This window comes from Pantoea sp. X-Soil-TKNS-1207 (genome assembly GCF_059730485.1).
The window spans coordinates 900,944-913,409 of record NZ_AP035958.1; the positions used below are offsets into that span (position 1 = coordinate 900,944).

10 protein-coding genes are annotated in these 12,466 nt (G+C 53.4%); 8 read left to right on the plus strand and 2 right to left on the minus strand.

The window, feature by feature from the left end:
- Positions 1-7: 7 nt before the first annotated feature.
- The 7 genes from dnaE (at position 8) to AC6I8V_RS04045 (ending at position 11,335) form a co-directional block, all read left to right on the plus strand.
- Positions 8-3,490: a DNA polymerase III subunit alpha gene (dnaE, locus tag AC6I8V_RS04015; RefSeq protein ID WP_497844638.1), complete on the plus strand. Its 3,483-nt coding sequence runs from the start codon at positions 8-10 to the stop codon at positions 3,488-3,490.
- A gap of 12 nt (positions 3,491-3,502) precedes the next feature.
- Positions 3,503-4,462 (plus strand): acetyl-CoA carboxylase carboxyl transferase subunit alpha, encoded by a 960-nt coding sequence (gene accA / locus AC6I8V_RS04020; protein ID WP_497844639.1) that lies wholly within the window; start codon positions 3,503-3,505, stop codon positions 4,460-4,462.
- A 261-nt stretch (positions 4,463-4,723) separates the two neighbouring features.
- Positions 4,724-6,922 carry a hypothetical protein gene (locus AC6I8V_RS04025; RefSeq protein ID WP_497844640.1) on the plus strand — a complete coding sequence of 733 codons (2,199 nt, stop codon included), beginning with the start codon at positions 4,724-4,726 and terminating at the stop codon, positions 6,920-6,922.
- 119 nt (positions 6,923-7,041) lie between these two features.
- Positions 7,042-9,192 (plus strand): lysine decarboxylase LdcC, encoded by a 2,151-nt coding sequence (locus tag AC6I8V_RS04030; protein ID WP_497844641.1) that lies wholly within the window; start codon positions 7,042-7,044, stop codon positions 9,190-9,192.
- A 75-nt stretch (positions 9,193-9,267) separates the two neighbouring features.
- Entirely contained in the window at positions 9,268-9,657 is a 390-nt protein-coding gene (locus tag AC6I8V_RS04035) for a VOC family protein (protein WP_497844642.1), read from the plus strand.
- Positions 9,658-9,710: 53 nt separating this feature from the next.
- The gene (gene tilS / locus AC6I8V_RS04040; RefSeq protein ID WP_497844643.1) at positions 9,711-11,012 is read left to right on the plus strand and encodes a tRNA lysidine(34) synthetase TilS; all 1,302 of its coding nucleotides are present in this window, start codon (positions 9,711-9,713) and stop codon (positions 11,010-11,012) included.
- Between the two features lie 14 nt (positions 11,013-11,026).
- A complete protein-coding gene (locus tag AC6I8V_RS04045) occupies positions 11,027-11,335 on the plus strand; it encodes a c-type cytochrome (protein ID WP_497845760.1) in 309 nt (102 codons plus the stop codon).
- A gap of 40 nt (positions 11,336-11,375) precedes the next feature.
- On the opposite strand, the gene rof is transcribed toward AC6I8V_RS04045, so the two are convergent.
- A complete protein-coding gene (rof, locus tag AC6I8V_RS04050) occupies positions 11,376-11,639 on the minus strand; it encodes a Rho-binding antiterminator (RefSeq protein WP_497844644.1) in 264 nt (87 codons plus the stop codon).
- Entirely contained in the window at positions 11,626-11,826 is a 201-nt protein-coding gene (locus AC6I8V_RS04055) for a YaeP family protein (RefSeq protein ID WP_497844645.1), read from the minus strand. The genes rof and AC6I8V_RS04055 overlap by 14 nt, the downstream gene beginning before the upstream one ends.
- A 216-nt stretch (positions 11,827-12,042) precedes the next feature.
- Between AC6I8V_RS04055 and arfB the strand changes: the two genes are divergently transcribed.
- Positions 12,043-12,453, plus strand: coding sequence for an alternative ribosome rescue aminoacyl-tRNA hydrolase ArfB (gene arfB, locus AC6I8V_RS04060; protein WP_497844646.1), 411 nt, complete (start codon positions 12,043-12,045; stop codon positions 12,451-12,453).
- Positions 12,454-12,466: the final 13 nt, after the last annotated feature.

A 12,466-nucleotide genomic window follows, 5' to 3' on the forward strand; every position in this document is an offset into this window, starting at 1 on the left:
AACTGATATGGCTGAACCTCGATTTATACATCTGCGCGTCCACAGTGACTACTCAATGGTTGATGGCCTGGCGAAGACCGGACCGCTGGTTAAGAAAGCCGCGGCCTTAGGTATGCCAGCGATCGCCATTACCGATTTCACCAACCTGTGTGGGCTGGTGAAATTCTATGGCACAGCGCACGGTGCCGGGGTGAAACCCATTATTGGGGCCGATTTCAACGTTGCCAGTGAGCTGATGGGCGATGAGCTGACGCAGCTCACCGTACTGGCCGCTAACAATACCGGTTATCAGAATCTGACATTGCTGATCTCGCGCGCCTACCAGCGTGGCTACGGCATTGCCGGGCCGACTATCGATCGCGACTGGCTGATTGAATACCAGGACGGTTTGATTCTGCTCTCCGGTGGCCGTCGTGGTGATGTTGGCCGCAGCCTGCTGCGCGGCAATAATGCCCTGGTGACGCAGTGTCTGGCGTTCTATCAGCAGCACTTCGCCGATCGCTACTATCTCGAACTGACGCGTACCGGTCGCCAGGATGAAGAGAGTTACCTGCATTCCGCCGTGGAGCTGGCCATTGCCGAAGGCGTGCCGGTAGTGGCGACCAACGAAGTGTGCTTTATCAATGAAGAGGATTTCGATGCCCACGAAATCCGCGTGGCGATCCACGATGGCTATACGCTGGACGACCCCAAGCGCCCGCGTAACTACAGCCCTCAGCAATATATGCGTAGCGAAGCGGAGATGTGCGAGTTGTTCTCGGATATCCCGGAAGCGCTGGAAAACAGCGTAGAAATTGCTAAGCGTTGTAACGTCACCGTGCGCCTCGGCGAATACTTCCTGCCACAGTTCCCGACCGGCGATATGACCACCGAAGACTTCCTGGTGGCAAAATCACAGGAAGGGCTGGAAGAACGTCTGGAGTTCCTGTTCCCCGATCCCGAAGTACGCGCCGCGAAGCGCCCGGAATACGATGAACGTCTGGAGATTGAACTCAACGTTATCAACCAGATGGGATTCCCCGGTTACTTCCTGATCGTAATGGAGTTTATTAAGTGGTCGAAGGATAACGGGGTGCCGGTGGGGCCGGGCCGTGGTTCCGGCGCCGGTTCGCTGGTGGCTTATGCGCTGAAGATTACCGACCTCGATCCGCTGGAGTTTGACCTGCTGTTCGAACGTTTCCTTAACCCGGAACGTGTCTCGATGCCCGACTTCGACGTCGACTTCTGCATGGAAAAACGCGACCAGGTGATCGATCACGTCGCCGAGATGTATGGCCGTGATGCGGTATCGCAGATCATCACCTTTGGTACCATGGCGGCGAAAGCGGTTATCCGTGACGTGGGCCGCGTGCTGGGCCATCCCTATGGCTTCGTTGATCGTATCTCCAAACTGGTGCCGCCCGATCCGGGTATGACGCTGGAAAAAGCCTTTGCCGCCGAACCGCAGCTGCCGGAAATTTATGAGGCGGATGAAGAGGTTAAAGCGCTGATCGACATGGCGCGTAAGCTGGAAGGCGTCACGCGTAACGCCGGTAAACACGCCGGTGGTGTGGTGATCGCACCGACTAAAATCACCGATTTCGCTCCGCTGTACTGCGATGAAAACGGCCAGTATCCGGTAACGCAGTTCGATAAAAACGATGTGGAATACGCCGGTCTGGTGAAGTTTGACTTCCTCGGCCTGCGCACGCTCACCATTATCGACTGGGCGCTGAAGATGATTAACCCGCGCCGTGAGAAGCAGGGGCTGGAACCGATCGATATCGCCGCCATTCCGCTCGATGACAAAAAGAGCTTCGACATGCTGCAACGCGCGGAAACCACGGCGGTGTTCCAGCTTGAATCGCGCGGCATGAAAGATCTGATCAAACGTCTGAAGCCTGACTGCTTCGAAGATATGATCGCACTGGTGGCGCTGTTCCGTCCGGGACCGCTTCAGTCCGGCATGGTGGACAACTTTATTGACCGTAAACACGGCCGTGAAGCTATCTCGTATCCGGATATTCAATGGCAGCACGAGTCGCTGCAACCGGTGCTGGAACCGACCTACGGCATCATTCTGTATCAGGAACAGGTGATGCAGATCGCCCAGGTGCTGTCCGGTTACACCCTCGGCGGTGCGGATATGCTGCGTCGTGCGATGGGTAAAAAGAAACCGGAAGAGATGGCGAAGCAGCGCTCCGTATTCCAGGATGGCGCGGAGAAGATGGGCGTCAACGGCGAGCTGGCGATGAAGATCTTTGACCTCGTAGAGAAATTCGCGGGTTATGGCTTCAACAAATCGCACTCCGCCGCCTATGCGCTGGTCTCCTATCAAACGCTGTGGCTGAAAGCCCACTACCCGGCGGAGTTTATGGCGGCGGTAATGACCGCCGATATGGATAACACCGAGAAAGTGGTCGGCCTGGTGGATGAATGCTGGCGTATGGGCCTTAAGGTGCTGCCGCCGGATATTAACTCCGGGCTGTATCCGTTCCATGTGAATGATGAAGGTGAAATCGTTTACGGTATCGGCGCGATCAAAGGGGTAGGCGAAGGCCCGATTGAAGCGATCCTTGAAGCGCGTAACCGTGACGGCTACTTTAAAGAGTTGTTCGATCTCTGCGCGCGCACCGACACCAAAAAGATCAACCGTCGTGTGATGGAAAAGCTGATCATGTCCGGTGCCTTTGATCGACTCGGTCCGCATCGTGCGGCGCTGATGAGCTCGCTTGGCGATGCGCTGAAGGCCGCCGATCAACACGCTAAAGCCGAGGCGATCGGCCAGGCCGATATGTTTGGCGTGCTGGCTGAAGAACCGGAGCAGGTGGAGAAATCCTACGCCAGCGTTACGCCGTGGCCGGAACAGATTCAGCTGGATGGTGAACGTGAGACGCTCGGTCTGTATCTCACCGGCCATCCGATTAACCAGTATATTAAAGAAATCGAACGTTACGTCGGCGGCATGCGCCTCAAGGACATGCATCCGACCGATCGTGGTAAGGTGACCGTCGCGGCGGGGCTGGTGATTGCCGCCCGTGTGATGGTGACCAAGCGCGGTAACCGCATTGGTATCTGTACTCTTGATGACAGATCGGGTCGTCTTGAGGTGATGTTATTTACCGATGCGTTGGATAAATACCAGCAGTTGCTGGAGAAGGACCGTATCCTGATCGTCAGCGGACAGGTCAGCTTTGATGACTTTAGCGGCGGCCTTAAAATGACCGCCCGCGAAGTGATGGACATTGATGAAGCGCGGGAAAAATACGCGCGCGGACTTGCTATCTCGCTGACGGACAGGCAAATTGATGACCAGCTTTTAAACCGTCTCCGCCAGTCTCTGGAGCCTCATCGCTCAGGGACCATTCCGGTGCATCTCTATTATCAGAGAGCAGATGCGCGGGCGAAGCTGCGCTTTGGTGCAGCGTGGCGAATTTCGCCCAGCGATCGTTTACTCAACGATTTGCGGTCGTTAGTAGGATCGGAACAGGTGGAACTGGAGTTTGACTAAAACAGGAACATTATGAGTCTTAATTACCTGGATTTTGAACAGCCAATCGCAGAACTGGAAGCGAAAATCGACTCGCTGAAATCGATTGGCCGTCAGGATGAGAAACACGATATTAATCTGGACGAAGAAGTGCAGCGTCTGCGCGAAAAAAGCGTTGAGCTGACCCGTAAAATCTTCTCCGATTTAGGCGCCTGGCAGGTCGCGCAGTTAGCGCGTCACCCGCTGCGCCCTTATACGCTGGACTATGTCCGCAATGCCTTTGACGATTTTGACGAACTGGCTGGCGATCGTGCCTATGCGGATGATAAAGCCATTGTTGGCGGCATCGCCCGTCTGGATGGTCGTCCGGTGATGGTGATTGGCCATCAGAAAGGTCGTGAAACCAAAGAGAAAATTCGCCGCAACTTCGGTATGCCAGCACCAGAAGGCTACCGTAAAGCGCTGCGTCTGATGGAAATGGCTGAACGCTTTAAGATGCCGCTGATCACCTTCATCGATACACCGGGTGCTTATCCGGGAGTTGGTGCGGAAGAGCGCGGTCAGTCTGAAGCGATTGCCCGCAACCTGCGTGAGATGTCTGGCCTGAAAATCCCGGTGATCTGTACCGTGATCGGCGAAGGCGGCTCCGGCGGCGCGCTGGCAATTGGCGTGGGCGATAAAGTGAACATGCTACAGTACAGCACCTATTCGGTGATTTCACCGGAAGGTTGTGCGTCGATTCTGTGGAAAAGCGCCGACAAAGCGCCACTGGCTGCGGAAGCGATGGGCATCACCGCCGATCGTCTGAAAGAGCTGAAGCTGATCGACTCCATCATCCCGGAACCGTTGGGCGGCGCGCATCGTCATCCGCTCGATATTGCTGCATCGCTGAAAAAACAGCTGCTGGCCGATCTGGCGGAGCTGGATGTGTTGAGCACCGAAGAACTGCTGAACCGTCGCTATCAGCGCCTGATGAGCTACGGCTACGCCTGATTTAAAGGGTGACTCTGCATTAAGAGTCACCAATTAAGTCGCCTGATAAGTGGAGCGTGTCGCAAGGTACGCTCCACTACTATTACACCCCATACTCCCTGCTCTGATTTCAGGCTAACGGCCTGAACTCCCGCTATCATCATTTATTTTCAGCAAAATCACCGAACAGCCGCAGTCCCCAATTGCTATGATTTTCTGGATTAAAAGAAGGCTTTCGCTGCTCTTTGATCTTCATAAAAGAATGTGCAAAGGATTGGGAAATTGCTAAAGAATAATTGTATTAATTCCAGCTCGCAGGTGAGCATTCCGTCGACATCGTTAACAAAACCCACAGCGCCAGAAACTATTCGCGCTGTTACATCTTTATCGAATGCGCCAGCATTGCCTAAAAGTATAAATTTAGCACCACCCGCAATTAACCTCTCCTCTGCACAGAAAGGAGAAGGACGTTGTTCTGTTTTATCTGGCCATGAAAAAATGAAAAATCTTGCCGTGGGATTACCTCAGACGATTGATAAACATCTCAACGGTGCAGATGCCGGTTGTTTTTCTGATAAAAACAAACAACGTAATCTGGCTACGATAACATCGGACTCTTACTCATCCAGTAAAGCCAGGCAACGACCTGACTATCGCAGTAAAGAAATCAATGTCGCGCAGATAAAAATGGTCCATCCGAAAACCTCACTCATGGCTCCTGAAATAGATAATTACGACCAGAGAAAAGAGAATAGGGTGAGTACCCCAGGAGATCCGGATATCCTGAATCAGGATGCAATGGATATCGGCACGGGTGCGCGTTTGGATAAATCAGCAGCAGAAAAACCGACATTCAAATATTCATTCGATGATATGTCAGTATTCAATTTCAGCTTTCCGACGATCAGAGATGAGATTCTTGACAACATTGCCAGGGTTATGCAGCGCGAACTTAATTCCTGCCTCAGCCCGTCGCTCACCGCAGAGGAAAAGTTTTCTGAAAATAACAAGAAGAAAATAAAAAACATTCTTAATCATTTTTTGGCGAGGAAGGATGATAATAAAATCAGAGAAATAACAAACGTCATCTCCAGCGATAAATCATCCCCGACAGTTAAAGAAAGGATTGCGAGCTTACAGCGTCTTAATCACTCTCTGGAACGTTATCGTTCCCGTTACTATGGCATTCCCCCTTCTCGTGTAGGGCAGGCAGATTTTAATGTATGGGAAGCGTTGTTTGACACGGCCAATACAGAAATGAGTTATATTTTAGGGAGGGTGGGTGCGACTCATGATCAATTTACATTTTTCCTGGCACTCTCTGAAGAAACGATGTTAATTCAGCAGGCTCAGCGTGAACGTCTCAATTTGTTCAGGTTACAGAATACTGAGCATCGCCATGAGCTAAAACACCTTATCCAGACGATAAAAAACAAATTAATGATGCCATTGATAAAGATAATTAACTATGACTTTAATCAGATGGCCAAAAAATTAAAGTGTCATGACGGTTTTTTTTCAAATTTATCTAATGCTGATATTTTAGTGGCCCAGGACGCCTCTTACTATACTGATCATTTCGATAATGTTGCAAAGCGATGGCAACAGAGTATTGATGCGATTAAAAAGGATCGGGTTTACCGATTAATCGTGGAGCGTTTTTATGATCGTGTGCCCGTTATCGCGTTTTACCAGTCTACCATAGACAATACAGCGCTGGTGCTGAGCCGGAGTGAAATTAACGCTGAACAAAGGCAGCTTGTTAGCGTATATGACGGTCAACTTATTGCCACGGCTATTGATCCTTTACTTCGTATTAACCGGCGGGAAAGAGCAGATATTCTCTTCAACAATATGCATATTGCCGCGCTGGTTATGGGGGACGGATTCTCAGTGACCAGCGTTAATCTGGACGATCTTCCTTATGGCGCCAGAGGGTTAAGTTTTGAGAAAATAGATCGGGAGTTTATTGATAACCCCTCAATTTCTGATGAACGGCTTACCGCTATTTTTCGCTACAGCAATCGGTTACTGAAAGAAATTACAAACGCCGGGGAGCTTAACGATTATGTGCAGTGGATGAACCCTTTCAAAGACAGAACCCTCGTTGAGTTATTTCCTGACATGCCGGTCAATGCAGGTCATCGTGTTTTTAATTATTTTTTCAAAGCGGATAAACTGCAACTTATTGCGCAAAAAATGCATGGTCATAAATCGTATGGCGAAGATATCGTGACATTGCTGGAAAATAGTCTTCCCTTCTGTTTTGACAAACGTATGAATGTTGATGATCTGGCTTTTTTACTTATTACAACCGAACGCAGCTGGAAACTGATTACGGGTATCGCCGAAAGGATAAACACACCGATCGCTGAAGGTGAGTCTCCCTATCATCCTTATTCTGACTGGCGAAGAATGGTGGAGGTTATTACTGAGGCTGACTACCGACAAAAAGCATCGGTAGAAATGACTAAAAGCTGATATCGCCTGCGATCTACAGAAAATTATCATCTATCGCTGCGCAACGGAGCATTCTGACGGTCAGGCACCCCTGCTTTTCGCTATCCTTATTCAGTGCCAAACACCACAGGAGGTGAGCATTGAATATTATTGCGATCATGGGAGCGCACGGCGTTTTCTACAAAGATGAACCGATTCGCGAACTGGATGCTGCTCTCCGGTTACAGGGGTTCCAGACCGTCTATCCCAACAATGCCAGCGACCTGCTGAAGCTGATTGAACAGAATCCGCGCATCTGCGGGGTGATTTTTGACTGGGATGACTACAGCATGGCGCTGTGCAGCGATATCAATCAGCTCAATGAACATCTGCCGCTTTACGCCTTTATCAACACCCATTCGCAAATGGATGTCAGCATCAACGAGATGCGCATGGCGCTGCATTTCTTCGAATACGCGCTCAGTGCGGCCGACGATATCGCGCTGCATATTCGCCAGTATACCGATGAGTATATCGACCACATCACGCCGCCGCTGACCAAAGCGCTGTTTACTTACGTTAAAGAGGGCAAGTACACCTTCTGTACGCCCGGCCATATGGGCGGCACCGCGTTTCAGAAAAGCCCGGTCGGCAGCCTGTTCTACGATTTTTTTGGCGCCAATACTCTTAAAGCGGATATCTCCATCTCGGTGACAGAGCTGGGATCGCTGCTCGATCACACCGGCCCGCATCTGGAAGCGGAAGAGTACGTGGCGCGTACCTTTGGTGCTGAGCAGAGTTACATGGTGACCAACGGCACCTCGACTTCCAATAAAATCGTCGGCATGTATGCAGCACCTGCGGGCAGCACGGTATTAATTGATCGCAACTGCCATAAGTCACTGACGCATTTGCTGATGATGAGCGACATTATCCCGCTGTGGCTGAAACCGACGCGCAATGCGCTGGGGATTCTGGGCGGCATCCCGCAACATGAATTCACCCGCGACAGCATTCAGCGCAAAGTTGACGACACGCCGCGCGCCAGCTGGCCAGTCCATGCGGTGATCACCAATTCAACCTACGACGGCCTGCTGTACAACACCCAATACATCAAACAGACGCTGGATGTACCGTCGATCCATTTCGACTCTGCCTGGGTGCCTTATACCAACTTCCACCCGATCTATGCCGGTAAAAGCGGTATGAGCGGCGATCGCGTGCCGGGTAAGGTTTTCTACGAAACCCAGTCAACGCATAAACTGCTGGCTGCCTTCTCGCAGGCTTCGCTGATTCACATCAAAGGCGATTACGACGAACAGACGTTTAACGAAGCCTACATGATGCATACCACCACCTCGCCGAATTACGCCATTGTCTCGTCAATTGAGACGGCGGCGGCAATGTTGCGCGGCAATCCGGGCAAACGCCTGATCAATCGTTCGGTGGAGCGCGCGCTGCATTTCCGCCGTGAGATCCAGCGTCTGCGCGAAGAATCCGATGGCTGGTTTTTTGACATCTGGCAGCCGGAGCGGGTGGATGAAGCCGAATGCTGGCCGATCCAGCCGGGTGAAGAGGACTGGCACGGCTTCACCCAGGCCGATCGCGATCATATGTATCTCGATCCGATCAAAGTCACCATCCTGACGCCGGGCATGAGTGAGCTGGGCGAAATGGCAGAGGAGGGGATCCCGGCGGCGCTGGTGGCGAAGTTCCTTGATCAGCGCGGCGTGGTGGTGGAGAAAACCGGCCCTTACAATCTGCTGTTTCTGTTTAGCATCGGCATTGATAAAACCAAGGCGATGAGCGTGCTGCGCGGCCTGACTGAGTTTAAACGCGCCTACGATCTCAATCTGCGGGTGAAAAACATGTTGCCGGATCTCTACGCTGAAGATCCCGATTTCTACCGCAACATGCGTATTCAGACGCTGGCGCAGGGGATCCATCAGCTGGTCCTGCAACACGATCTGCCGCGCCTGATGCTCAGGGCGTTTGACGTGTTGCCGGAGATGAAGATGACGCCGCATCAGGCGTTTCAGCAGCAGGTCAAAGGGCGGGTGGAAACGGTGGATATCCGCGAACTGGTGGGACGCATTTCGGCAAATATGATTCTGCCGTACCCGCCGGGCGTGCCGCTGGTGATGCCAGGGGAGATGATCACGGAGGAGAGCCGCACGGTGCTCGATTTTCTGCTGATGCTCTGTACCATCGGGCGGCACTATCCCGGCTTTGAAACGGATATCCACGGCGCAACGCTGACCGAAGATGGGCGCTATCTGGTGCGGGTCCTCACCGACGAAAACGATGATTAACTTCGGACAAATGCCTCTTTTCAGCGGGCCGCCTGCCAGCTAAGGTAAGCGGCTTAATCGACAACCGGAGTCGCTATGCTGCACATAAAACAGATCCACCACATTGCCATTATCGCCACCGATTATGCGCGCAGTAAGGCGTTCTATTGCGATGTGCTGGGCTTTGAATTGCTCGGGGAATTTTACCGGGCGGAGCGCGACTCATGGAAAGGTGATCTTGGTCTGAACGGCGTTTACACCATTGAACTCTTCTCCTTCCCATCGCCGCCTGCCCGCGTCAGTCAGCCGGAAGCCTGCGGTTTGCGCCATCTGGCGTTTTGCGTTGAGGATGTGGAGCAGTCAGTGGCGGCGCTGGCGGAGAAGGGCGTGGTATGTGAGCCAATCCGCATCGATGCTCTGACCGGCAAAGCCTGCACATTCTTCCCCGACCCGGACGGTTTGCCGCTGGAGCTGTATCAGGCGTAAAATAGCCGCCGTTGCGAGCCACAATTGGGTGGTTCGCCTTCACGGAATGCGCCATGTCCTTGTCCCACCTCGCTGCACTGCTGACACCCGACGCCCGCTGCGTGCTGGCGTTCAGCGGTGGGCTGGATTCTACGGTACTGCTGCATCAGTTAGTTTGCTGGCAGCAACAGCATCCGCAGGCTCGCCTGCGCGCCATCCATATCCATCACGGTTTAAGCCCCAATGCCGATAGCTGGGCAGCGCATTGCCAGCAATATTGCCAGCAGTGGCAGATTCCCTGCGACGTTTTGCAGGTTAAGGTTGATGGGCGCGAGCAGGGGATTGAGGCGGCAGCGCGCGAGGCACGTTATCAGGCGCTGTTTCAGCAGCTGCAACCCGGTGAGTGCTTACTTACCGCCCAGCACCTTGATGATCAAAGCGAAACCCTGCTACTGGCGCTAAAGCGCGGCAGTGGTCCAGCCGGACTGGCGGGAATGCCATTACAGCGCGCCGTGGGCGAACATCGCCATCTGCGTCCGCTGCTGGGCATCCGTCGTCAGCAGCTGGAAAGCTGGGCGGCAGAACATCACCTCAGCTGGATTGAAGACGAGAGCAATAGTGATAGCCGCTACGACCGTAATTTTCTGCGCCAGCAGGTGCTGCCGCTGTTGCAGGCGCGCTGGCCACATTTCAGTGCCGCCGCCGCGCGCAGTGCCGTCTTGTGTGGTGAGCAGGAACAGTTGCTGGATGAATTGCTGGCGGAGCAGCTGGCCCAGCTGATGGATGAACAGGGGGCGCTTCATTTCCCTCCGTTGCTGAGCATGACGGAAGCACGGCGTCATGCGCTGTTGCGTCGCTGGATTGCCCGGCAGGGCGGCACCATGCCGTCGCGCGATGCGCTGCTGCGTATTACCCGTGAAGTGATGCACAGCCGGGAGGATGCGCAGCCGTGCCTGCGTTTTGCCGCTTTCGAGCTGCGGCGCTTTCGGCAGAAACTTTACTGGCTGCCGCCGCAACCTTCACTCAGTCAGCACTCACTTACCTGGCATGACCGTTCGCAACCGCTGCCATTGCCCGATCGGCTGGGAGAGTTACGGGCAGACAGCGATCGCCCGCAACTGCGTTTCCCCACGCCGGATGAGCAGGTGATGGTGCGTTTTCAGGCGCAGGGGCATTACCATATTCAGGGCCGCGCAGGTGGCCGCGAGATAAAAAAACTGTGGCAGGAATTGAGCATCCCGCCGTGGCAGCGCGAGCGTATTCCGCTGATTTACTACAACCAGACGTTGATCTGCGCGCCGGGTTTACTTATCACCCGCGAAGGTGCAGCCAGTAATGAGCAAGGCTGGCAGGCGATCTGGTTAAAACAAAAATAAAACGGAGAGCAATGATGAAACACTGGATCGCTGCGGCGTTGTTCGCTGCGGCACTGCCGGCATTTGCCGACGGTGATGTTAACGCGGGGGCGCAGAAAGCCGCCAGCTGTCTGGCCTGTCACGGTGCTGAGGGCAAAAGCGCGGTGCCGTTATATCCCAATCTGGCCGGACAGCATGCGCCTTATCTGCTGCACTCCTTACAGGCTTACAAAAAGGGTGAACGCAGCGGTGGGCAGGCGGAGGTGATGAAAGCCTTTGTGGCCGGGTTGAGCGATCAGGATATGGCGGATTTGGCGGCGTACTACAGTTCGTTACAACCTTAAGCGAGGGGGGCGGGAGTGTCATTTCCCGCCCAATGGAAGGTTACTCGTCTTCGCTGACAATGACGGTGCCCAGCTCAGGATGACTGAAGCTGGCGATGTGATCGAGCCGCAGCTCGCGCGTTTCACCGGAGAGGTCGACAGCAAGATACTCGACGTTTTTACGCGAAACCATGTCCACAGCTTTCGCCTTCAGCTGATCGCCGTTTTTTAATTCCAGCGACAGCGTCCAGTGTTTTTGGCAGGCGAGTTCCAGGTTGTCGTAATCATCGCAGTTGATGGGTTTGTAGGCTTCATTCGTCAACATAGTCGCTCACCAATAAGTTCGCAGCGGCGTACGCTGCCTGTTCCCTGACAGAAGAGTTTAGCGCAGAATTAGCGGCAATATCATTGAGTGCTTTCAGCGCACATCCAATGGCGTCTGGCACATAACCCAGGTCGCCGCTGCCAATCTCGGCATATTTCTGGCGAACTAACTCACAATACGTTTGCACATTCACCTCCTCAGCAGAGTATGAATACTCTGGTTGATAGGCGACTATATCACAGGCATTTCATTGAAATCAGCCTGGCTGCATGGCGAAGAAGAGAGAGAAAAGCAGAAAAGTGACAAAACTCGCTGGTCTTAAGCCTCAGTAAAGAGCACAAAAGGTTAAGTTGATGAACAGGTTATTACGCGGCATCCGCCGCCAGACTCCGGCAGGTGGCAGATGATTGTGTTGTCACGTTCCGTTTCACTGCCGGAAAATGAAGTCGAGCTTAGTGCCATCCGCGCCCAGGGCGCCGGTGGACAGCATGTGAATAAGACTTCCACCGCCATTCACCTGCGTTTTGATATCGCAGCGTCATCATTACCGCCGTTTTATAAGGAACGCCTGCTGGCGGCACGGCATCATCTCATCACCCCGGATGGCGTGGTGATCATCAAAGCTCAGGAGTACCGCAGTCAGGAGATGAATCGCGAGGCGGCACTGCAACGACTGATCAATTTGATTCGTGAACTGACCACAGTCGAAAAAGTACGACGGGCGACAAGGCCGACACGGGCATCAAAGGAGCGGCGACTGGAAGGTAAAACGCGGCGGAGTAATACGAAAGCGTTGCGCGGGAAAGTGCAGTAAAACAAGCGCCTCC

Bases quoted from the DNA above. Each gene is read 5' to 3' on its own strand.
- dnaE (WP_497844638.1), top strand. From the start codon at position 8: ATGGCTGAACCTCGATTTATACATCTGCGCGTCCACAGTGACTACTCA.
- accA (WP_497844639.1), top strand. From the start codon at position 3,503: ATGAGTCTTAATTACCTGGATTTTGAACAGCCAATCGCAGAACTGGAA.
- AC6I8V_RS04035 (WP_497844642.1), top strand. From the start codon at position 9,268: ATGCTGCACATAAAACAGATCCACCACATTGCCATTATCGCCACCGAT.
- tilS (WP_497844643.1), top strand. From the start codon at position 9,711: ATGTCCTTGTCCCACCTCGCTGCACTGCTGACACCCGACGCCCGCTGC.
- AC6I8V_RS04045 (WP_497845760.1), top strand. From the start codon at position 11,027: ATGAAACACTGGATCGCTGCGGCGTTGTTCGCTGCGGCACTGCCGGCA.
- rof (WP_497844644.1), bottom strand. From the start codon at position 11,639: ATGTTGACGAATGAAGCCTACAAACCCATCAACTGCGATGATTACGAC.
- arfB (WP_497844646.1), top strand. From the start codon at position 12,043: ATGATTGTGTTGTCACGTTCCGTTTCACTGCCGGAAAATGAAGTCGAG.